The 21,259-nt window shown below is 44.9% G+C and carries 23 protein-coding genes; 21 read left to right on the top strand and 2 right to left on the bottom strand.

Going from position 1 to position 21,259, the window contains the following annotated elements; genetic code table 11:
• The first annotated feature begins 21 nt into the window (after positions 1-21).
• The 7 genes from L6I86_RS26765 (at position 22) to L6I86_RS26735 (ending at position 5,777) form a co-directional block, all read left to right on the top strand.
• Positions 22-972: a carbon-nitrogen hydrolase family protein gene (locus tag L6I86_RS26765; protein WP_236291454.1), complete on the top strand. Its 951-nt coding sequence runs from the start codon at positions 22-24 to the stop codon at positions 970-972.
• 19 nt (positions 973-991) lie between these two features.
• Positions 992-1,996 (top strand): PLP-dependent cysteine synthase family protein, encoded by a 1,005-nt coding sequence (locus L6I86_RS26760; protein ID WP_236291453.1) that lies wholly within the window; start codon positions 992-994, stop codon positions 1,994-1,996.
• A 72-nt stretch (positions 1,997-2,068) separates the two neighbouring features.
• Positions 2,069-2,992, top strand: a complete 924-nt coding sequence (locus tag L6I86_RS26755) for a Gfo/Idh/MocA family protein (RefSeq protein ID WP_236291452.1) — start codon at positions 2,069-2,071, stop codon at positions 2,990-2,992.
• Position 2,993: 1 nt separating this feature from the next.
• Positions 2,994-4,298 carry an enolase C-terminal domain-like protein gene (locus L6I86_RS26750; RefSeq protein WP_236291451.1) on the top strand — a complete coding sequence of 435 codons (1,305 nt, stop codon included), beginning with the start codon at positions 2,994-2,996 and terminating at the stop codon, positions 4,296-4,298.
• Positions 4,299-4,467: 169 nt separating this feature from the next.
• Positions 4,468-5,109: a GOLPH3/VPS74 family protein gene (locus tag L6I86_RS26745; RefSeq protein WP_236291450.1), complete on the top strand. Its 642-nt coding sequence runs from the start codon at positions 4,468-4,470 to the stop codon at positions 5,107-5,109.
• A 33-nt stretch (positions 5,110-5,142) separates the two neighbouring features.
• A complete protein-coding gene (locus L6I86_RS26740; protein WP_236291449.1) occupies positions 5,143-5,403 on the top strand; it encodes a MerR family transcriptional regulator in 261 nt (86 codons plus the stop codon).
• Positions 5,403-5,777: a nuclear transport factor 2 family protein gene (locus tag L6I86_RS26735; protein WP_236291448.1), complete on the top strand. Its 375-nt coding sequence runs from the start codon at positions 5,403-5,405 to the stop codon at positions 5,775-5,777. Before L6I86_RS26740 ends, L6I86_RS26735 begins: the two co-directional genes overlap by 1 nt.
• A gap of 115 nt (positions 5,778-5,892) precedes the next feature.
• Here the strand turns inward: L6I86_RS26735 and L6I86_RS26730 are convergent, their stop codons facing one another.
• Positions 5,893-6,768, bottom strand: coding sequence for an NAD(P)H-binding protein (locus L6I86_RS26730; RefSeq protein WP_236291447.1), 876 nt, complete (start codon positions 6,766-6,768; stop codon positions 5,893-5,895).
• A gap of 296 nt (positions 6,769-7,064) precedes the next feature.
• Here L6I86_RS26730 and L6I86_RS26725 point away from each other — a divergent pair, with 296 nt between their 5' ends.
• The 5 genes from L6I86_RS26725 to L6I86_RS26705 all read left to right on the top strand — a co-directional run bounded on the left by L6I86_RS26725 (position 7,065) and on the right by L6I86_RS26705 (position 11,849).
• Positions 7,065-7,646 (top strand): TetR/AcrR family transcriptional regulator, encoded by a 582-nt coding sequence (locus L6I86_RS26725; RefSeq protein WP_236291446.1) that lies wholly within the window; start codon positions 7,065-7,067, stop codon positions 7,644-7,646.
• Between the two features lie 95 nt (positions 7,647-7,741).
• Positions 7,742-8,689 carry an alpha/beta hydrolase gene (locus L6I86_RS26720; protein ID WP_236291445.1) on the top strand — a complete coding sequence of 316 codons (948 nt, stop codon included), beginning with the start codon at positions 7,742-7,744 and terminating at the stop codon, positions 8,687-8,689.
• Between the two features lie 168 nt (positions 8,690-8,857).
• Positions 8,858-10,453, top strand: coding sequence for a spore germination protein (locus L6I86_RS26715; RefSeq protein WP_236291444.1), 1,596 nt, complete (start codon positions 8,858-8,860; stop codon positions 10,451-10,453).
• A gap of 20 nt (positions 10,454-10,473) precedes the next feature.
• Positions 10,474-11,622: a Ger(x)C family spore germination protein gene (locus L6I86_RS26710; protein ID WP_236291443.1), complete on the top strand. Its 1,149-nt coding sequence runs from the start codon at positions 10,474-10,476 to the stop codon at positions 11,620-11,622.
• Entirely contained in the window at positions 11,619-11,849 is a 231-nt protein-coding gene (locus L6I86_RS26705) for a hypothetical protein (protein ID WP_236291442.1), read from the top strand. The genes L6I86_RS26710 and L6I86_RS26705 overlap by 4 nt, the downstream gene beginning before the upstream one ends.
• On the opposite strand, the gene L6I86_RS26700 is transcribed toward L6I86_RS26705, so the two are convergent.
• The gene (locus tag L6I86_RS26700; RefSeq protein ID WP_236291441.1) at positions 11,838-12,938 is read right to left on the bottom strand and encodes a GerAB/ArcD/ProY family transporter; all 1,101 of its coding nucleotides are present in this window, start codon (positions 12,936-12,938) and stop codon (positions 11,838-11,840) included. The two genes, L6I86_RS26705 and L6I86_RS26700, sit on opposite strands and share 12 nt — an antisense overlap.
• Before the next feature lie 172 nt (positions 12,939-13,110).
• Between L6I86_RS26700 and L6I86_RS26695 the strand changes: the two genes are divergently transcribed.
• The 9 genes from L6I86_RS26695 to L6I86_RS26655 all read left to right on the top strand — a co-directional run bounded on the left by L6I86_RS26695 (position 13,111) and on the right by L6I86_RS26655 (position 21,063).
• Positions 13,111-13,764: a sigma-70 family RNA polymerase sigma factor gene (locus L6I86_RS26695; RefSeq protein ID WP_276574899.1), complete on the top strand. Its 654-nt coding sequence runs from the start codon at positions 13,111-13,113 to the stop codon at positions 13,762-13,764.
• A gap of 71 nt (positions 13,765-13,835) precedes the next feature.
• The gene (locus L6I86_RS26690) at positions 13,836-14,318 is read left to right on the top strand and encodes a VOC family protein (protein ID WP_236291439.1); all 483 of its coding nucleotides are present in this window, start codon (positions 13,836-13,838) and stop codon (positions 14,316-14,318) included.
• 133 nt (positions 14,319-14,451) lie between these two features.
• A complete protein-coding gene (locus L6I86_RS26685; RefSeq protein WP_236291438.1) occupies positions 14,452-14,889 on the top strand; it encodes a MarR family winged helix-turn-helix transcriptional regulator in 438 nt (145 codons plus the stop codon).
• 244 nt (positions 14,890-15,133) lie between these two features.
• Complete coding sequence (locus L6I86_RS26680; RefSeq protein ID WP_236291437.1) at positions 15,134-16,312, top strand: MFS transporter; 1,179 nt, start codon at positions 15,134-15,136, stop codon at positions 16,310-16,312.
• A gap of 68 nt (positions 16,313-16,380) precedes the next feature.
• Positions 16,381-16,809 carry an organic hydroperoxide resistance protein gene (locus L6I86_RS26675; RefSeq protein WP_056625771.1) on the top strand — a complete coding sequence of 143 codons (429 nt, stop codon included), beginning with the start codon at positions 16,381-16,383 and terminating at the stop codon, positions 16,807-16,809.
• A gap of 92 nt (positions 16,810-16,901) precedes the next feature.
• Complete coding sequence (locus tag L6I86_RS26670) at positions 16,902-17,237, top strand: thioredoxin family protein (protein ID WP_236291436.1); 336 nt, start codon at positions 16,902-16,904, stop codon at positions 17,235-17,237.
• Between the two features lie 154 nt (positions 17,238-17,391).
• Entirely contained in the window at positions 17,392-19,722 is a 2,331-nt protein-coding gene (locus tag L6I86_RS26665; protein WP_236291435.1) for a xanthine dehydrogenase family protein molybdopterin-binding subunit, read from the top strand.
• A complete protein-coding gene (locus tag L6I86_RS26660) occupies positions 19,709-20,551 on the top strand; it encodes an FAD binding domain-containing protein (RefSeq protein WP_236291434.1) in 843 nt (280 codons plus the stop codon). The genes L6I86_RS26665 and L6I86_RS26660 overlap by 14 nt, the downstream gene beginning before the upstream one ends.
• Entirely contained in the window at positions 20,551-21,063 is a 513-nt protein-coding gene (locus tag L6I86_RS26655; RefSeq protein ID WP_236291433.1) for a (2Fe-2S)-binding protein, read from the top strand. The genes L6I86_RS26660 and L6I86_RS26655 overlap by 1 nt, the downstream gene beginning before the upstream one ends.
• The last annotated feature ends 196 nt before the right edge of the window (positions 21,064-21,259 follow it).

The following is a 21,259-nucleotide window of genomic DNA, read 5'->3' as shown; positions in this document are numbered from 1 at the left end:
TCTTTTAAGGTGGCGGTATTCATGGCGAAATATATTACGATAAGTTGTTTAGGTCCTAGACCTCTGGTGATAGAAGCAGATACTCCTGCCCAAGAGTCGGTGGAACGAATGATCCAACATTGGCAAAATCAGATGAATCAAGTACTCCCAGATCGTCCAGATTTGATCGTGCTGCATGAAGCCTGTGACAGGCCGGATCTAGGGAGGTATCCGCAAGATCAAAAGTTAGCTTATTATCGGTTTCGAAAAAATCAAATTCGGGATTTTCTTGCTGGGGTTGCGAAGCAGCATCGTTGTTATATCACGTATCCAGCACATATAGAAGCTGCGGATGGCAGTTGGCGCAATGCGATGCAGTTGATTGATCGCGAGGGGCAAGTGATGGGGGTATACCATAAAAATCATTTGGTTCCTGATGAATATAACAAGAATCATATTCTATATGGGAAGGAAGCCCCCATCTTTGAATGTGATTTTGGGAGAGTTGCAGCAGCGATATGCTTTGATTTGAACTTTGATGAGCTTCGGCAGCAGTATGCGAAAGCAAAGCCGGATTTGATCGTATTTCCTTCCATGTATCATGGGGGGATTATGCAAAACTACTGGGCTTACTCCTGCAGATCTTATTTTGCCGGTTCGATATCGGGCTTGCCTTGCACAGTGATAACGCCATTGGGAGAAGTTGCGGCACAGAGCACGAATTACTACTCATTTATTTCAACCAAGGTAAATTTGGATTACGCTGTTATTCATATCGATGAGAATGGTGCACATTTCCTTAAGATCAAACAGAAATATGGAACAAAAGTCAAGATTCATGACCCTGGGTTTCTGGGCTGTGTCCTGTTGACTAGCGAATCTGATGACTTGAATGTGAAAGATATTATTGCAGAGTTTGGGCTAGAGCTAATGGATGATTATTTCCGCCGAGCAGAAGAATCCCGGTGCATGCCTGGGCGAATAGAGCTTTGAATTGCAAGCATAAGAATGAATGATAACTACGAAAGAGAAATGGGAAGGTGTTGGACAAATGATTGACTATCGTAGAACAATACTGGATGGCGCTCATCAAGCGATAGGAAACACACCCATGGTTAGATTGAGCCGATTAACCAAGGAATTAAACGGAGAAATTTACGCCAAGCTCGAATACCTCAATCCAGGTTTTAGCAAAAAAGACCGTATTGCGCTTCAAATCATAGAAGAAGCAGAGCTAGATGGTACGCTAACGCCAGGTCAGACCGTCATGGAGCTAACTAGCGGCAATACCGGAACTGGGCTTGCGATCGTCTGCGCGGTGAAAGGGTACCCGTTTGTTGCTGTTATGTCGCAAGGTAATTCGATGGAGAGAGCGCGAATGATGCATGCGCTCGGAGCTGAGGTCGTACTGGTCGATCAAGCAACTGGCTCAATACCCGGACAAGTGTCTGGCGCGGATCTTGCGCTTGTTGATGCAGTAACTCTCCATATCGTTCAAGAACGAGGCGCATTCCGTGCAGATCAATTCCATCATCGTGGGAGTTTACTCGCTCATGAGTTACATACAGCAGAAGAGATATGGGAGCAAACGAGTGGCGAATTCGATGTGTTTCTTGACTTTGCAGGAAGCGGTGGAACGTTTGCTGGCTGTGCCAAAAGGTTGCATGCCTATAATCCGGTCATTCGCTGTTATTTGGTAGAACCGGAAGATTCACCTTATCTAGCAGGTGGAATGCTGACCAATCCAAACCACAGGCTACAAGGCGGCGGTTATAGTATGAACCTGCCATTGGTTGAGCGAAAGCTGATCTCTGATTTTTTGACGGTTACCGATGAAGAGGCGATTGAAGCTTGTAGGAGATTGGCGCGTGAAGAGGGGATTTTTGCCGGTTTTTCTTCCGGGGCCAACGTTGCTGCAGCCCTGCAACTGCTGAAATCGCGAGAGAAAGGGGCACGGATCGTATTGACCATTAACGATTCAGGTTTGAAATATCTAAGTACGGATTTATACCCGTAAACGAATAACATCGACTCAAATATATGCGCATACATGCATGGGGGAGTTAAGCTTTGAATAGGAGGCAAAAGAATGCAAACGCTACGGATTGGAATTGTAGATCTGGACACATCACATCCGAACAATTGGGTGCCCATACTCAAGGAACTAGGCCACCAAGTGGTTGCCGTATTCGATGGGGGAACCGTTCATGAGGAAGGCTATGCCTCACAATTTGCCGAGAGGCACGAAATCAAAGTTGTTTGTGAATCATTGGAAGAAATGGCGCAGCTCGTAGACATAGCAATTATCCACAGTGTGAACTGGGACTTGCATGTTGTGCGTGCACGTCCTTTTGTCGAAGCAGGTAAAGCTGTCATGATAGATAAACCTATGGCAGGGAACTTGCGTGACATCCAGCAACTCCAAGAGTGGGAACGCCGTGGCGTACGAATAACAGGAGGTTCTTCGTTAAGCGTCTGCGAAGAGGTCAGAGAATGGCATCGGCAGCACGATCCGAACGACCAGATCGTGACTGTGCTGGCGGGCTGTTCCGTTGATGAGTTTAATTACGGTATACATGCTTTCTACTTCCTGCAAGCGATCATGGGACCTGGAATCGAAAGCGTACGATCCGCAGGTGTACATTTACAGCATCAAATTGAACTCACATGGCAGGATGGGCGCAAGGGCTTCTTAAGCATCGGAACTACACAGGGATATTTGCCCTTCTATGCGACGATTGTGACCGAGAATACAGTTAAGCATCTGCAGGTGGATAACAGCCGATTATATCGTTCTTTTTTGGAAGCAAGCTTGCCATACTTGGCTGGGGATGCAGAACCTTTCGTTTCAATAAGTCAACTGCTAGAGGCGGAACTTGCTGCGATGGCAGCCAGAAAATCTTTCTTATTAGGAGGACAGCAGATAGCCTTGAAGCAATTATCCCACGAAGATCAAGGTTATGAAGGGGCCTCTTTCGCTGCACAATATCGAGAGAAAGCGAAAGGACATTAGGATGATAACGATTAAGAAAACGAATTTTATGGTTGAACGCGAACCTTTACTTGCTCCATTTGGTTTTAAAGGTGGGTTTGTGAATGAGCTCTGGCAATCCATTATTTCGATGGAGGATCTGGAGGGAGATATCGGTGTGGGGTATGGTGTCCAAAGTGTACTTTGGTCTGATCCACAGGTCTATACACGTTGGGGTAATGAACGAGGCAATGTATTCATGAACGAGATTACCAGATATGCGTTATTGGCAGCTCAGAATACCTCATATGAAACCCCTATAGACATGTTGGATCTGCTGGTGGCGCAAGCCTATGATTATGCCTCCCGCGTGTGGGACGGGAAACCGCTCAGGGTTACCTTTGCGCTCAACGCACTAGTTCCTGTTGATCATGCAGCCTGGATGCTGCTGAGCCATAAAACACCAGGCATCCAGTTTAAAGAACTGATCCCAGAAGCGTATAGATCCATGTTGGTCTCTCGGCATGATCGGCTTGCCTGTACGCCGGTCGTTTCTTATGGGATGACAGAGATGGATGTTACGGCTTTGCTTGATGAGGGCTATTTTGTGCTGAAAATTAAATTGGGCTCGGACCCGAACCAGGATGGAGATCCCGAGAAAATGCTGGAATGGGATATCCAAAGATTGAAAGAGATTCACCAAATAGCAGGGAACCGTGACTGCCTTCATACTGCAAACGGTAAAATTGCCTATTACCTTGACATTAACGGGAGGTACGGCAGCAAAGAGCTTCTCTGGAGGTTGGTGGACGCAGCAGAGCGAATAGGGGCTATAGAGCACATCTTATTGGTGGAAGAGCCGTTTCCGGAGAATACCCACGTGGATGTTACAGATATTCCGGTCAGGGTCGCAGGCGATGAAAGTGTGCATAATGAAAAGGATGCTATGGAGCGAATCCAAATGGGGTACGGGGCCTTTGCCTTAAAGCCGGTAGCCAAAACGATGAGCATGAGCTTGCGAGTTGCGAAGCTAGCTAGTGAGCATGGAATTCCTTGCTTCTGCGCTGATTTGACTGCAAATCCAATCATGGTTGATTGGAACAAGAATCTTGCAGCGCATTTACTACCTGTACCTGGACTCTCTATGGGATTGATCGAATCCAACGGCAGACAAAACTATAGCAACTGGGAAATAATGAGGGGGAATCATCCAATGCCTAATGGCAGCTGGATTCAGACCATTGACGGGCAATTCCAACTGTTTCCTGAATTTTATGAGCATAGTGGAGGTGTATTTGGTCGGAGTGGTTATCATGAATCGTTACTGGGTACACATAAATCCAAATAAAATCATGCAAAAGCCTGAGGAATCAGGCTTTTTTATGTATATGATCTTAATTGTAATTTGACAAATCGATTAACAAACCCTTTGACTAATTGTATTTCGTGCAATATAGTAAGTAGTAAGTAGTAAGTAGTAAGTAGTAAGTAAATGTCTTCGAAAGGATGATACCGCCATGTTACAAAATTTATCATTACCCCAAGAGTTTGTCTTACTTGCATTAGATCGTGATACCAAAAAAATAAAATCTATTTTTCGTATGCATGTTGGTTTGTATACGGTAATGGCTTGTATAGTGGAACTTTATATAAATGGCAACATTACAATTGATAACGATGATACTGTCAGAATATCTAATTCAGCATCTACAGGTGAAAAATATCTGGACAGATTACTCGAGATTATGATTGCCGAGAAACCAAAGAAACTAAAGAAGTGGGTTTCTTATTTTTACTACTTCAAACAAAGAGAAATTTATAAAATGGTTATAGAAAGCCTTGTAGAAAAAGGAGTTCTAGAGATTGAAGATACGGAAGTTTTATTCATTGTTCCAGTAAAAAAATATACGGATGTCGCAAATACACGGAACCACATCGTGGAGAAAATTCGAGCTGAGTTATTAGAGAATGGAAATGTAGAAGACCATACAGTAGCCTTGGTGTTATTCTTAAACACTAAAAGTATGTTAAAAGATTATTTTTCTGATTACGAACAAAAAACGTTAAAGCAAAAACTAGAGATTTTGCGTAAAGAGGACATTTATAAAATAATTAGAACGATTTATATCGCTATCCAAAATATAGATAATGGATACTAGCTTCAGTATTGCAGCAACATAGGGGTGAAAAATATGGGGAGAAAAAGGACTTTAGATAATATTTTATCATCAGAGTATGTAAGTATTAGTGAATTGGTTGAACTTTCTGGCATTCGATACAGTACCATTAAATATTACACAGAAGAGTCTATGATCCCATTTGAACAAGAGGATACAAGACTAACAAGACGATATTCACGTGAATTAGCACTAAAGCGACTTGAAGAAATTCGTGTAATGAAAGAAGAAGAGGGATTAACAATAAATCAAATAAAAGAAAGGTTGAATGAGTAATGGAGATTTCTTTCAAAGATAAAGCAGTGTCATTTTTGCAACTTGTGGCATCAGGTGAAGTGCGCGAAGCATACCGGAGGTATATTGGGATGGGTTTCCGCCATCACAATCCTTTTTTTCGTGGTGATGTTGAATCTCTTATGCTTGCAATGGAAGAGAACGCCATCATGCATCCTGAGAAAATACTTGAGATCAAACATACCATCGAAGAGGGGGATTTTGTTGCGGTTCACTCCCATGTAAAACAAAATCAAGAAGACCTTGGAGTAACTGTCGTCCATATCTTTCGCTTCCATAACGATCTCATTGTCGAATTCTGGGATGTTGGTCAGCGCATACCAGAGAATTCTCCAAATGAGAATGGTGCGTTCTAGGATAGAAACTGATGTTAAGCTTACGGAACAATGGATAGTAACATTTGAAGGGCTGCCGCGTGGCAGCCCTTCTGTCTGTTAACAAGCAAGCTTTGTTCCTAATAATGATGGAGAATCACGCTAGAATAGCTGGCTTTAGCACTTCTTCACACCATTGGATAAAGCTAGTAGGAGTACGCTGAGCCGTATGTGACTCGTTGTTGTAAATGCCCTGATCTTGGGCCGCTGCCATGTCGATCAGGCCCTGTGCCCATGCCTCCGACATCCCGTACTGCATCATTGTCGCCTTATAATCCGTGCTAGGGATTTGCTGATAACGTACCGGTAGCTCCAACACCTGTGAAATGATCCTCGCCATGTCGATGGGAGAAAGATCATCGGGGCCGATTACCGAGACGCTTTCCTGACCGGTCCATGTGTTATCGAGCAGCAGTTTGGTAGCAACATCGGCGATATCGCGGGTGGCACAGGTTGCTAATTTGTGATCTCCAGCGTTAGCCATAAAGATCATGCCCTGGCTCTTGATCGCATTGACTTGGTGGAGCAAGTTCTCCATAAAGAATGGCATCCGCAGTGAACGGTAGTTCACGCCCGAGTTTTCAATAAGATCATCCATCGCAAACGCAGGTGTCAGCAAACCAGCAGGAGTGCCGAAATTGTAACCAAGACTCGATACCCCGATCACGCGCTTAACGCCTTGATTTTTGATCGCCTCACAAGCCGGTTGGGTGAAATTTATATAGTAATTCATAGGGTTCTCAGCTTGTGGGTTTGGAGGTACCAGCCATAACACGGAGTCGGCGTCTTCAAACGCCTTGGTAACGACAGCGATATCATCATGCGAACCCTGCACGACCTCGACGCGTTCACGCATGCGCGGGGATAGACGGGATGGATCGCGCACAATCACACGGACTGCCTCAGTACTGTCAAAGATATTGTCGAGGACTTGTTGGCCGATCTGGCCGGTGGGCGTGGTAACGACGATCATAATGGCCACCTCCAAGAGAGAGAGCCAATGACATTGGGTCCTCCAACTCGTGTTGTTACTTTTGCTATCATACCAATCATCCTTTCTTGTTTTTTGTCAGCCTACAATGGCTGATCTTAGTAGCCAACTTAGAAATACAACACTGTTGCTTACACATCAGTTTCGTGTATACTACACGGTGAAATGAATGATAAACGCTTTGAGCGATCTGTTCAATCAGCAAATGGTTGTTATCGTGGTTTAAACAACAACCATGCGATATTGTTGTCTAAGTTAAATGAGGAGTGAAGAGAATTATGCCTATAAACGCAAACGATCCTCGCGTGAAGCGCACGCGTCAGTTACTCATGCAGTCCTTTATGGAATTGCTACTAGAAAAGAAGAATATCTACTCCATTTCAGTTCAAGACATTGCTGCTCGGGCGACTGTGAATCGAGCCACATTTTATGCGCATTTTGAAGATAAATTTGCATTTCTTGAGTGTTGGATGAGGGAAAAATTTCAGAAGAAACTGAAAGATGCTTTGCCGAATTCGTCCATATCGAATATGAGTAGTTTGCGAATCCTTCTGCTTGCCGTATTTGAGTTTCTTGCCCGTACTCGGGAGTACATGTCTTCAGAAGACCGTCAATTTGAGCCGTTGTTTGAAATCGCAATGCAAAAAGAGCTTTATCAACTCCTATTCGAATGGTTACGCGCAGAGTCAGAAGACAAGGTCTCGCTAGAGATTGTACAAGCTACATCACTCGTCACGAGCTGGGGCATATTTGGATCTGCCGTGGAGTGGAGTCGAAATCCTCAGAATCGCACCGCAGAATCAATGGTACAAGATGTATTGGTGGTTGTGGCAGCGGGGCTGGCACCCGTATTGTCATAATCAATCATACGGGTTTAGCTTGAGGTCAACCTGATTCGACGAACATTATTTTGGTTAAAGGTAGGGAGAGGCCTAACCCAAAGGAGATGTTTTTCATGCCAAAAGTACAAAAAGTAGTATTGGAAGCAGCCGCTCTAAAAGTTGTACAAGATAATGAAAACCCACCGTATTTATATGAGCTGAGTCCTGAAAAAGGGCGCGAAACAGTCGATGCCGTCCAATCTGGAGATAGTAAGAAACTACCGGTCGACATTCAAGACAAAATGATTGAAGGTGGTTCGAGCGGTCAAGTATCGATCAGGCTGATGCGTCCGAAAAACGTAACGGCCAAGTTGCCGGTCATTCTTTATATACACGGCGCCGGTTGGGTATTCGGCAACGCACATACACATGACCGCCTCATCCGAGAGTTAGCGGTCGGAACAGAGGCGTGCATTGTATTCCCGAACTACAGCCTTTCGCCGGAAGCCAAATATCCTACGGCTATCGAAGAAATTTACGCCGTCTTGCAATGGATTGCGGATAACGGTGAAGAAAACGGGTTCGATACGGAGCGCCTCTATGTTGCTGGTGACAGCGTAGGTGGAAACATGACTGCTGCGATTACATTGATGGCAAAAAATCGCAAAGGTCCAAAGATTCATAAACAACTGCTCTTTTATCCTGTCACGGATTCGAGCCTGGATACGGAATCTTATAAGGAATTCGCAACCGGGTATTTCCTTCGGAAAGATGGTATGGCTTGGTTTTGGGAGCAGTATGTGGCGAAGCCGCGGGATAAAGAAGAGATCTATGCTGCCCCGCTGCGCGCGACCACAGAGCAATTGGCAGGACTCCCGCAAGCACTCATTATTACGGCTGAAGCCGATGTGTTGCGCGATGAAGGCGAAGCATATGCGAATAAGCTGCGCGAAGCAGGTGTTCATGTTACTGCTGTCCGCTTTCAAGGTATTATTCATGATTTCGTTATGCTTAACGCTTTGGCGAACACGGCTGCGGCTAGAAGCGCGATTGCGTTAGCAAACGCGTGGTTAAAAGATTAATCAGAACGGCTTGGAGATTCGCCTGTCTTTCAGGTGATAAGGAAACCTGCTCATAAGGCAGGTTTCTTTTTTTATGAGGGGCAGAAAACGGGATCACGACCTTCAGAATATTTTTAGAGAAAAAATGGAAAATTAGTATTATTAGCAATTCTTTGGGAGGCTCATTCAGTGAAATGGTTTAGGAAATGGCTATACACGAAACCTGGGTATCCCATTATACCTGAGGATCATCTATCTGAAGAAGAGAAGTCCGGATTAACGACGGATTTAGAGCAGAATGAATTCATTTTTAGACGTATATTCCACAAAAGTGATGATATTGTTTTCCGCAAAGTTGAAATGTGTGGCCAAAATCATTGGCTGATCATCTACTTTGAAACGCTTGTTGATGAAGTTCTGATTGAAGACTATGTATTGAAACCGATGATAGCTAAATCTGACAAGCAGGAACATGTCGTCATTGAGAAAACAGACTCGCTGGATGATCATATTATCTCGACTGGGTTGACGTGTGTTACTTCCAAAGTAAGTGAAATTGTCAAACAAGTGTTAAAAGGCCAAGCAGCTGTTCTTACCATTGGAAACAGTGATGCCATGATGGTCAAAGTGAACAATAAGTCACAACGAAGCCTTGAAGAACCTTCATCTGAACCGGTCATTCGTGGTCCGAGAGATGGATTTATTGAGAACCTCTCAACGAATATCGGGTTAATCCGCAGCAGGATTAAGACGTCAAGACTTAAAATGGAATGCCTCACGATTGGAGAGCTTACTCAAACCGAAGTCGTCATTACGTATATCGCAGGTATTGCTTCCGAAGCGGTCATTGAGGAAGTTCGAGATCGGATATCTCGGATTCAAATTGATGGTATTATTGACTCCGGGTATGTAGAGGAATTTATTGAAGATAGTCCTTTTTCTCCTTTTCCACTTGTGCACAGTACGGAACGACCAGATGTTGTTGCTGCCGAGTTATTGGAAGGGAAAATAGGTATTATCGTTGACACATCTCCATTTGTACTCATTGTTCCCATGACGTTCTGGACAGGTCTCCAGGCTAGTGAGGATTACTATGTTCGCTGGCCTATTGCAACTTTCGTACGGTGGATTCGATTCCTTTTCATCAGTATCGCGATATTTGCTCCTCCGCTATATGTGGCGATTACGACTTTCAATCAAGAAATGATTCCGACCAATCTGGTGTTAAGTATTGCCTCATCAAGAGAACCCGTTCCTTTTCCAGCTGTAATCGAGGCCTTTATCATGGAAATTATCTTTGAAGCCTTAAGGGAAGCTGGGATTCGATTGCCGAAACAGATTGGCCAAGCGATTAGCATAGTCGGGGCATTGGTCATCGGCCAGGCGGCTGTACTTGCGGGTATTATTTCCGCTCCGGTCGTCATTATTGTATCGATTACGGGTATTGCTGCGTTTACGATTCCTCGTTATAGTTTCGCAAATGGCATCCGTTTATTACGGTTTCCTATGTTATTGTTAGCGGGTACGCTCGGACTATATGGCATTGTCATTGGGTTTATGGGCATTGTGTTACATATCACGTCGCTTCGCTCATTCGGCGTCCCTTATTTCACGCCAGCAGCCCCGATGACTTTGTCGGATTTGAAGGATGTCTTCGTTCGGATACCGATTTGGGCGAAAACGCAGCGGCCACAATCAACAGCATCCAGCAACCCAGTCCGTGAGCCAGCAGGTCAGAAACCAAGTCCAGAAAATGCAGGGAAAGGGAAAAGGACTTCAGAATGAAACCATTCCTTTACATTGGTTTGCTATTCACATTATTGATCACAAGTGGGTGTTGGGATCGTACGGAAATTAATGATCTCGCATTCATTATGGGAACGGCATTTGACATCACAGACGATGGGGATTATATCTTATCTCATCAAATTGCGATCCCTTCTTCCTCTCAGGGCGGACCGGGGAGTGGTGGAAGCAGCAATGAGAAGTTTTTTGTGATATCTGCTGTAGGTAAGAGTATTAACGAAGCATTCTATAGGCTTCAGAAAAAGAGTTCTCGTAGGTTGTTTACGGCACATCGCGTTGTTATTTTTATTGGTGAGCGGTTATCCAAAAGTGGGATTGAAGATATTCTGGACATTTACACGCACGATTCGAAACAACGTTTAAAAACATACATGATGGTGGTTAAGGGGGGAGAAGGACGGGATATTCTGAAAGTAAAATACCCCTTTGAACAAGTACCCAGCGAAGCAATTAAAGAAATGGAAGCTTTAAATAACGAGTTGGCGATTACATTACGCGACTTTTTTCAAGCATCATCAGGAGAGGGAATCAGTCCGGTATTGGGAGCTATATCACCTGATGGCATAACAGAAGGTTTAAAAGAAGACCATATATTTAAGCTAGCTGGGTCAGCGATTTTTAAAGATTTCAAATTAGCAGGATTTCTAAATGAAAGTGAAACCAATGGGCTCCTATGGATAACAGATCGAATGGAATACGGCAGTCTTAACGCCAGTTTACCCGAAACTGATGGAACAGTAGGGATGATTCTGGCCAAGGCAAACCGAAAAATCACCCCGCAGATCACTGGTGATCAGGTTACATTCAAGATACAGCTGCAAGGGGAAGGTAACATTTGGGAAAATACGACGAATTTAGATATTCGTAAACCAGAGAACATTAAGCTTGTTCAGAAGGCATTGGAGACTTCCGTCAAAAAACAAGTCAAAGATACATTAACTAAGGTCCAGTCGCAGTACAAGGTTGATAGTGTTGGGTTCGGCAGAGAAATTTACCGCAATAAGCCGAAACAGTGGAAAGCGTTGAAAGCTGGGTGGAATGATAGGTTTCCAGAGGTAGATGTTTCGCTTGAAGTATCGATCAACATATTAGGCAGCGGGATGGCAGGTCCTCCTTTACACTTGGAGAGAAAGGAGATCAAAAAATGATTTTCTATACAATCGTATATGTAGGTTTCCTGCTTGTATGGTCTTTTGTAAGAATTGGCTCTTTCCTGAGCGTGAAAAAAAACAAAGAAGCGGCAGTATTCGGCACATTAATTGGTGTGTCCTCTGTTGTCGGTTCTTTATTAATTTTCCGGGTCAACCTGCCGAGTATGGTTGTCCCGTTCAAAATTATATTTGAACCCATTGGAACTATGCTTTTAATGCAGTGAACGGCTCACTTTTCCTTTGATGGAGTCAATCATGAGAAGCAGCAGGGGGATAAGACTTTGTGTGACTAAACCAGCGCTCGGGTAAATCAATGTCAGATACGTTTGAAGTTCCGCGCCATTCTTGAAAACCCAGACCGATCCAATAAGGCACAATAGGGTTATCGGTGCAACGAGATCACGATAATTTTGAATGCGGAATACTTGGCTTATACTAATACACAGTATAAACAGCGACACGGACACTTTTGAAAAACTTCCAAGAACCCATATCATAACAGCGATTGCCTCTAGACGTTCAAATGAACCTTCAATGCCAATGTATTGCATGACACTTAAATACGAATAGTTCAGTTGACCTGTTAATGAACCGAGAATCATAATCGCCGTAATGACAACGAGAAAAACAAAAATAAATATAGCTAAAAGTGCAAACAGAGAGACTTTGGCTGCCTTCCTTGGCTGATTCAAATAAGGAAGTAGCCACCCTAGAATAAACAATTGATTCATAAATGCACCTCCCGGAAGGAGAGCTCCTTGTAAAACTGGCAGAATTCCGTCTCCTAGGATTGGCTTTAGCTGTTCAGGATCTACTGAACCTATCTTCAAAATTAACAGCGGGAACAAAAATATCAATTTCATTGGTGTCAAAAACTCCGTACATCTTCCAATGATTTCTATTCCCATATAGACGGCTAAACCGCAAAGGATTAATAACGTCAGACTTCCTACGATGGACGGACTTCTTGGTAATAACAGCGCTTTAATGAAAAAGGTATGCTGTATGGTCATAATGGAAATCGACATATACCAAAAATAGATATAATATAACCCCAGACATGTTCCTAACCATTTCCCGAGAATTTTTTGACTGTATTGGATTATTGTCAAACCAGGATAACGTTTCGAAAGTAGGATCATCACCCAAATACTTAATAAACCGGTCAAGGTGGATGGAAATACGGAAATCCAAGCATCTTGCTTGGCAAACATCGCCATCAATCCCGGAAGCGTTAAGATGATCGTGGAAGCGACAAAAGAGAATAGGATAATACCTAATTGATTAACTGTAATTTTTTCTGTAGGCTGCACATGAACACTCCCTCTCTAACCTCACAGAGGTTGCTCCAAGTATTGACTTACTGTACCAAATTTATACAGTTAAACCACGTAATACTGACTACTATTCTCATGTAACTGTCAGCAAGGATAAGTCCGAAAAATCAATAAAGGAATTCGCAAGCGCCTAGTAGAATGTAGTGGAATGGACTATAAACTATTACTATATACATACAGCATGCATGTAGCTGGAAATCGATGGGATGCCGACGATCTGACCCAGGATGCGTGGATCAAATTAAACGAAGCGTTGCATAAGGAACCGGAAAGGCCAGTGACTAAAGCCTTTCTTTACCGTATCGTCCGAAATGCATGGATTGATGTGCAGAGGAAGAAGCGAATTCAGACTGTTTCCATCGAAGCGGGCAATGATGCAATCTCAACGGATGCATCGTTGTTGAGTAGAGAGCTGCTCGAGCAACTCGCCGAACGGCTTCCGCCGAAGATGGCCGTGATTTTATTACTGATGGACATTTTCGATTTTAAGGCGAAAGAAACGGCGGTATTCGTAGAAATGAATGAGGCCACGGTGCATGTCACCCTTGGGAGAGCTCGCCGAAGGTTAAAAGAGTTGGCTCAGAAAAGCAGCGAGCAAACACCAGCTCATTCAGTGAAGACCGTACATTTTGACGCGTTAGTCGATGCTTTCCATCGAAGAAATCCTTACGACATTTATAGAGCTTATCTCGGATTGAACAAGGGAGGTACTCAGCTCACGCAGCTGCTTACGTCCGGAGGACAATTACATTTTACGTTCAGAGATCCAGACGGCAACTTATTTCACGTGGTGGCAAAATAATATGTATTCGGTTGTTAGGTTTCCGACGCGAATCTCGTTTATTCTAATGTAAGAGAAATGAGTGTAAAGGGATGATGAAAATGAATGAGAGCACGCCGCAAAGATTGGGAAACAGTTTGAAGTGCATTTGTTCTGTATACGTGCCGGTACGAAATCCCCTCCTATCAGCGGAATGGTGGAAGAGGAATTTCGGTTTAGAATTCGCGGTGCCGTTTAATCCGGAGGAAGCCCAAGCGATTATGAAACTATCAGACGGACAATGGCTGCATCTGGTGGAGACGAAAGGTGAGATCGACAATGCGTTTCCGAACAAGGAAGGCTATCCGATGTTTCGGTTTACATTCGAAGTGAGGCAGATCGAAAACCTCTACGACCATTTGCAATCGAGCGGTGTGCAGATGGAGCATCCTGCGGATCGCGGCGCATGCGGTATCAACTTCGTCTTCTATGATCTTGACGGCAATAAATTTGACGTCAACGAGTGCATTGAAGTGCATCGCACGCCGGCCGAAGTGGCAAAGGTAAAAGAACATTTGTTTCAGTATGTAAGATAACATTAACCAATTATGCTACCGATCCTATCGGTAGCATAATTGGTTAACCATGTTCTTCCTCTTGCAATTAGGGGAATATGAGACTAAAATCAATTTATGCGATGAGTCAACAAACGTTTGGAGGTGTAGAATGATGATTACCAACATGGAACTCTGTAACTGTACAAAGTTAAGACGTGCAGCACGTCATATTTCACGTTTCTACGATACCTGCTTGGCAGAGTCAGGATCGGGCCTGCGAGCTACTCAATATGCCATCTTAGGTTACCTGAAGAACCGAGGGGCTCAGACAATGAATGAATTAGCTGGACTTATGACTATGGATCGTGCCACGATTGGACATAATCTACGGCCACTGGAGCGTGATGGCTTGGTAAATATTCAGGTAAGCGAACGCGATCGGCGAGCTAGAATCGTATCAATTACCGACGAAGGACGAAGTCGCATGGAATTAGGGAGACTCGGCTGGGAGCGGGCCCAGGCTGAATTCGAAGAGAAATTTGGCAAAGATCATGCAGGTTCAATGAGGAACATGATGGATGAAGTAATTGGCATCAATTTTCATACATGACTGAATGTCTAAAGAATATCGACGGTAAGGACTATAATCTTAGTATTATTCATCCTTCTCGTCGATTCGATGTATGCCTACGTCAAAATAATATACTCTGTTCAGCGTGCTGTTTTAAATATGGGCATATGAGACTAAAAATCATTGGACGTAACTTGCAATAAACAGGTCATACTGTAGCAAACTAAATGTAAATAGAGGAAGGGATTAAATTACTTTCCTTAAAGAGGAGAAGAGAGACTGTATGATAAGAATGCTTTGGGTTGTATTAATCATGTCCTGTGGAGCCACGTTTATTTCTTCCATATTCCCTTTATATGGGGAGCATTATCAAATGAGCAGTTTGGAAATCACGATTTTGTTTGCCGTGTATGCCGCTGCCTTACTGCCAACCTTACTTGTCGTAGGAGCGAGGGGGACTGCCTGGGGATTGAAGAATGTACTTCGATACAGTATTTGGATATCAATCGCATCAACCTTTCTGTTTATTATTAGCTCCAACAGTTGGATGCTATATGCGGGAAGGATTATGGAAGGCATCGCCTATGGCGCTTTTACAGGTACGGCCAGCGCGTTTCTGTTAAAACAAACCGCTAAAGATAAAGTGGGAACAGCACTAAAGTTATCAGGGGTGGTCGTGAACATTGGTTTTGGCTTGGGCCCAGCGATCTCGGGATTAATCGTGGAGTATCTGCATGTTCAACCGCTTCGTTTGCCGTTTTGGATTTTACTCATCATGTTGTTCAGCTCCTTGATTGTGCTGGAATTACTGCCGAAGCACGAGACTTTAGCGGCACAGAAGCCGGCTAAAGCAAAGATATCGCTCGGTGTACCAGATAATATTAGCACTCATTTCTGGTCTTTTATCGGGCTTCCGATCTTTACCGTCTTTACATTAGGGGGTGTTGTGTTTTCACTAATTCCATCATTCGTCAAGCATGTCATTCACACGAACAATCTGTCTATTTCAGGATTGTTAATCTTAATGCTTCTAGGTGGAGGAGCGCTGATGCAGTTCTTCCCTTGGCCGCGTAATCCCGTTACACGGATGCGGATTGCAATCTTGTCTCTGGCCATTGGATCGTGGATTATTGTTTTTTCCGGTCAGGCAGAGAGCTTGTTTTTACTCTGGGCTGGCATATTTATTCAAGGAATTGGTGCTGGATGGACGTTTCAGGTTGCATTGCGTTTTGCCGGACAGCTGCCGAAACCGGAAGAACGTCCGCGAGTTATTTCAGCATTTTATCTGTGTGCGTATTTCGGGTTTATCGTGCCCCCTGTCGGGGTAGGCGTACTAACTCAATTTTTCAATTTGAATGTATCTTTGGTTATTTTTAATCTGTTTGCTGCACTAATCGTCATTTACGTGTTGATTTATTCCGTTAGGTTTAATCGTTATTTCACTAAAATGACGTCGCAATAATTGAGTATTGTTGGGGATAAGCTGAGCACAAATCGCAAAGAATAAACCAGTCAAAAGGAGATGTTACTATGATAAAAATGGAAAAGAAATTGTACACGGCTACTGTAAATGTTGAAGGTGGAAGAGAAGGTAAAGCAGTTTCGAGCGATGGCAATCTTAACTTGGACTTGAGATATCCGAAGGAACTTGGCGGCCCAGGTAACGGTGTTAATCCGGAGCAGTTGTTCGCTGCAGGATTTGCTGCTTGCTTCGAAGGTGCAATGGGGACGGTTATTAGGAAAAAAGGTATTAAGACAGAAGGCATCTCAATAGCTTCAAATGTTTCACTTGGTAAGGATGCGAATGACGGCTATGTACTTGCAGTTCATTTCGATATTACCGTAAAAGGCGTAGATATCAGTGTAGCTCAGGAAATTGTTGATGAAGCCCATAAAGTTTGTCCTTATGCTAGAGCAACTCAAGGCAATATCGAAGTCATATCGAATGTGATTGGCTAACGTTTTATTTCTCTAAAACCCCGCTTGCGAAAGCGGGGTTTTCATTGTCTTAAGTGACATATTAAATGAATTAAATATAAGGAGGTTACGGAATGGAAATTCACTCATTAATAAAAGCAACTTTTAGGGGACAGATCGATCATGGAATCACACTTGTTGACTTCTATGAGCCTAGCAGCAAATCTTGTCATGAACAGCTTCTCATTGATGAAAAGTTGGCTCAAGAAGTAAGATATCAGGCAACCGTTGCTAAAGTTGATATCAATCAGGAAAAAGAACTCGCAGCGGAATACGGTGTGACAAGCGTGCCAACCTTCTTACTGTTTAAAGATGGTTATCAAGTAGAGATTTGGGTTGGGCAGCAAAGTAAAGAATTCTTGAAGCAGCATATCATTCGTTATGCAACCATGGGTGATTCTTGCGTGTAATGAGTATCGTCCATAAGCGAATTACGAGTTATTCTTTACCTATTATTCTTACTTAATGAGAAACTTGTGGGGTACCCATTAAGTAGGACGTATAGGACAACCTTTTTCCATATAAGATGTACAATGACCATCGGAAAAAGGGGGGGAGTGAAGCTTGACCGTCATTGGTAAAGCTATTCCGCGAGTTGAATCCAAAGATAAAGTAACAGGCGTTGCTCGATATACGAATGATACGCAGTCTCCTGGTCACTTGCATGGCTGGTTGCTGACAAGTCCGCATGCCCATGCCCGGATTCAATATATTGATTATGCTGCTGCACTCCAAGTAACTGGAGTTCACGCGGTTGTAACGGGGGCTGATCACTCCGTGCTTGTTGGCAGTGGGCTCGCGGATCGTCCACCGATAGCAAAAGGCAAGGTACGATATTACGGCGAGCCCTATGCAGTCGTCGTTGCGGATAACGAGCACATTGCCAAGGAAGCAGCAAGGCTGATTCGGACTGGTTTCGAACCGCTTCCTGTCGTTAATTCGCCAAGTAGCGCGCTTCGAGCCGGAGCGCCTTTAATTCATGAGAACTTGGCGAGCTATCCCAAGACAAATGAGGTTCATCCTGTACCAGGAACCAATATTGGCAATCACGTGAAAATTCGAAAAGGTGACATGCAAGCTGGGTGGGCGCTAAGCGAAGTGGTGGTTGAAGACAGTTACGCTTTCAACACATCGGATCATAGCGCAATGGAGCCTCGCTGCGCAATTGTAGAAGTGAAGCCAGATGGTACGGTAGAAATTGAGACGTCGACACAAGACCCCTTCACGATGAAACGATTTTTTCAGCGATTTTTTGGGATTGATCAATCTAAAATCATTGTTCGCGTACCGTTAGTCGGAGGGGCATTCGGGGGGAAAGGATCCGTACAACTCGAATACATCGGTTATTTGGCTTCTCTCGCCTGCGGCGGCCGTCCGGTCAAGGTGAACAATACCCGCGAGACCGATATGATCGGATCGCCAAGTCACATCGGATTGGAAGCACGAGTGAAGCTCGGCGCCACGCGTGACGGGCTGCTAACTGCGGCAGAGATCACACTTTTGTTTGACAATGGCGGTTATACGGATGAAGGTGCTGCCGTGACGGAATCTGCAGCCGTGGATTGTACAGGGCCCTATCGTATCGAGCATGTCCATTGTGATGCACTAAGCGTATACACGAACCATCCTTATGCAACCGCATTTCGAGGGTTCGGCCACACGGAAGTGCTCTATTGTACAGAGAGAGCGATGGATAAGTTGGCGAAGAAGCTACAGATAGATCCCCTTGAACTAAGGTACCTCAATGCCATTCAACCTGGGGACATTACACCGACGCAAACGTTATTGAACCATAGCAGCGTTGGCGATCTAAGGCAATGCATTCGCAAGTTGAACGATCTGATGCAGGGGGAGAATGTGCAGCAAGTGCAGCAAGATCCCTTCAAGGTCAGAGCCACTGGGATCTCATGTGTTTGGAAAGTGTCCGGTTCCATGATCGATACCGGATCAGGCGCTACCATCACGTTTAATCACGATGGATCTCTGAACCTGAGTGTTGGTTCAATCGAGATCGGTCAAGGGAACCGAACAGCCATGGCTCAGCTAGCAGCGGAGAGAATGAATATGCCGGTTCATCAGGTTCATATCAAACTTGATGTCGATACCCAAATCACGCCGGAACATTGGAAGACGGTCGCAAGCAGCAGTACGATGATGGTTGGCCGTGCTGTGCTTGATGCAGCGGATGATGCAATCACCCAATTGAAGCATAACGCATCCGTCGTGCTGAATAGACCACCGGAGGAACTGGTGGTTGGCGGCGGAAACGTATATGTGAAAAATCAGCCGGGTATTTACCTGGAGATACGAATGCTCGTTAGTGGATATATGTACCCAGGTGGCCGTGCTTCTGGAAATATGGTAATCGGCCGCGGGAGATATCGCGTGCATCATCAGAAGGCGCTGGATCCCGAGACGGGCAAGGGAATTCCTGGCCAGCAGTGGACTGTTAGCGCACATGCGGTTCTTGTCGAATTCGATACACGGGAGTGTACGTACAGGATTATGAAGGCAGCTTCCGTCATCGATGTCGGCAAAGTGATCAACGCAGGGACGGCGCATGGGCAAGTCGTTGGCGGGATGAATATGGGGCTGAGCTTCGCGAGCCGAGAAGCGTTCCTGTTTAACAAAGCAGGCATCGTATTGAATCCTCAGCTTCGCACATATAAAATAACTCGCTTTGGTGATCAGCCCGAATATTTGGTTGATTTTGTCGAGACACCGTTTGTCGATGGCCCTTACGGTGCTCGAGGCGTAGCGGAGAGTGGAACGATCGGTATGCCGGGCGCTCTGGCGAATGCACTCTCGATCGCCGCCGGGGTTGAACTGAACCAACTGCCTCTTACACCCGAATTGATATGGCGCGCAAGGGGGGCTGCACATGATCTCTTTTGATTTCGATTATGTATTACCGGATACAGTGGAAGAGGCGATTCAAGCGTTTCAGCGTGCCGACTCTCTGGGATTGGATCCGCTTTATTATTCAGGAGGCACGGAGATTATAACGATGGCACGTTTAAATCAGCTTCGCACGGGGGCAATAATCGATGTAAAGGCGATTCCAGAATCCAATGTGCTGCTGCATAAAGATGGTCAGTGGATCGTCGGGGCGGCACGGACCCTTACCGAGCTCACCGACGACAATTCTTTCCCACTGCTCACCGAGACGGTACTGCATGTAGCCGATCAGACGAACCGCAACAAAATAACCATTGGAGGCCATCTATGCGGGAAGCTATTTTATCGGGAAGCGCTGCTGCCTTTCTTACTCTCGGACAGTCAAGTTGTTCTTGCTAGTCCAAATGGCGTGCGGCAGGTGTCGATTCATTCCGTCTTCAACGGGGAACTCCGCTTGGAGCGAGGAGAAGTTTTGATTCAGATCATCACAGATCAAAGATATCTGAATCAGCCCACATTCACAGTGAAGCGTACCAAGATGGCCTACATCGATTACCCCATCGTTCGTATTTGCGCGATGAACACGGGAGGGTGGATGCGCTTCGCCTTCAGTGGTGTAAGCACGGTGCCCTTTCGCTCGCAGCAGATTGATGAGCGGTTGAATGATCATTCGCTTCCTCCTGAACTGCGGATTGATCAGGTTATTCGAAGTTGGCCGCTACCGGTGCTAAACGATATACTCGCTTCAGCTGACTATCGCAGATTCGTGCTTCGCAACACCTTATCGGATACATTAGCCGCATTGGAACGGAGGGGAGATCGATGATGCAAGGACGTGGTAGCGGCAAAAGAGAAGTCGAACTCACGGTCAATGGGAAAAAACATCAGGTGACCCTTCGTTCAGCCGATACGTTGCTGCGTGTCCTGCGGGAGTGCCTTGGGCTTACTGGCGCTAAAGCTGGATGCGAGAATGGGGACTGCGGTGCATGCACCGTGCTGGTCGATGACACGCCGATCAAATCCTGCTTTATGCTTGCTGTTGAAGCTCCTGGCCGCAAGGTCACAACGATTGAAGGATTGGGTGGAGAGACGGCCGTGCAGCAAGCATTTATTGAAAAGTTTGCTTTTCAATGCGGATTTTGTACACCAGGGTTTATTATGGTTTCCCATGCCCTTCTACAATTGAATCCAGATGCTGATGATGAAGAGATCCGTGGCTGGCTGCAGTCGAATCTTTGCCGCTGCACCAGCTACGAAGAGATTCGGGTGGCTGTCCAAGTTGCAATGGCGAAAATAAGGAGGAAGGGTGACAGCGATTCAATTCAAAACCATGTATGAGGAAGTCGAAGCAACAGCATATCAGAAATCATCCTCTTACGGCGGACAGAATTTAAGTTCTGTGCTTTCATGAACTTAGAAACTTCCTTGTAAGGGGATTTTTGGGTTCCCCTCTTTTGACAATCGTCCATAAGCTAAACCTCGATTTCTCCGCTGACAATAACGACAAGCTTGATCGCCGTTTGGCCTTAGCGGC

This window comes from Paenibacillus allorhizoplanae, assembly GCF_927798215.1.
GTDB classification, from domain to species: domain Bacteria; phylum Bacillota; class Bacilli; order Paenibacillales; family NBRC-103111; genus Paenibacillus_E; species Paenibacillus_E allorhizoplanae.
The sequence above is the reverse complement of the archived record's forward strand: the minus strand, read 5'-3'. Positions and strand labels throughout refer to the sequence as shown.

Bases quoted from the DNA above. Each gene is read 5' to 3' on its own strand.
- L6I86_RS26755 (WP_236291452.1), top strand. From the start codon at position 2,069: ATGCAAACGCTACGGATTGGAATTGTAGATCTGGACACATCACATCCG.
- L6I86_RS26735 (WP_236291448.1), top strand. From the start codon at position 5,403: ATGGAGATTTCTTTCAAAGATAAAGCAGTGTCATTTTTGCAACTTGTG.
- L6I86_RS26745 (WP_236291450.1), top strand. From the start codon at position 4,468: ATGTTACAAAATTTATCATTACCCCAAGAGTTTGTCTTACTTGCATTA.
- L6I86_RS26670 (WP_236291436.1), top strand. From the start codon at position 16,902: ATGGAAATTCACTCATTAATAAAAGCAACTTTTAGGGGACAGATCGAT.
- L6I86_RS26740 (WP_236291449.1), top strand. From the start codon at position 5,143: ATGGGGAGAAAAAGGACTTTAGATAATATTTTATCATCAGAGTATGTA.
- L6I86_RS26660 (WP_236291434.1), top strand. From the start codon at position 19,709: ATGATCTCTTTTGATTTCGATTATGTATTACCGGATACAGTGGAAGAG.
- L6I86_RS26705 (WP_236291442.1), top strand. From the start codon at position 11,619: ATGATTTTCTATACAATCGTATATGTAGGTTTCCTGCTTGTATGGTCT.
- L6I86_RS26690 (WP_236291439.1), top strand. From the start codon at position 13,836: ATGATGAAAATGAATGAGAGCACGCCGCAAAGATTGGGAAACAGTTTG.
- L6I86_RS26695 (WP_276574899.1), top strand. From the start codon at position 13,111: ATGGACTATAAACTATTACTATATACATACAGCATGCATGTAGCTGGA.
- L6I86_RS26750 (WP_236291451.1), top strand. From the start codon at position 2,994: ATGATAACGATTAAGAAAACGAATTTTATGGTTGAACGCGAACCTTTA.
- L6I86_RS26685 (WP_236291438.1), top strand. From the start codon at position 14,452: ATGATTACCAACATGGAACTCTGTAACTGTACAAAGTTAAGACGTGCA.
- L6I86_RS26725 (WP_236291446.1), top strand. From the start codon at position 7,065: ATGCCTATAAACGCAAACGATCCTCGCGTGAAGCGCACGCGTCAGTTA.
- L6I86_RS26675 (WP_056625771.1), top strand. From the start codon at position 16,381: ATGATAAAAATGGAAAAGAAATTGTACACGGCTACTGTAAATGTTGAA.
- L6I86_RS26730 (WP_236291447.1), bottom strand. From the start codon at position 6,768: ATGATCGTCGTTACCACGCCCACCGGCCAGATCGGCCAACAAGTCCTC.
- L6I86_RS26720 (WP_236291445.1), top strand. From the start codon at position 7,742: ATGCCAAAAGTACAAAAAGTAGTATTGGAAGCAGCCGCTCTAAAAGTT.
- L6I86_RS26680 (WP_236291437.1), top strand. From the start codon at position 15,134: ATGATAAGAATGCTTTGGGTTGTATTAATCATGTCCTGTGGAGCCACG.
- L6I86_RS26760 (WP_236291453.1), top strand. From the start codon at position 992: ATGATAACTACGAAAGAGAAATGGGAAGGTGTTGGACAAATGATTGAC.
- L6I86_RS26765 (WP_236291454.1), top strand. From the start codon at position 22: ATGGCGAAATATATTACGATAAGTTGTTTAGGTCCTAGACCTCTGGTG.
- L6I86_RS26655 (WP_236291433.1), top strand. From the start codon at position 20,551: ATGCAAGGACGTGGTAGCGGCAAAAGAGAAGTCGAACTCACGGTCAAT.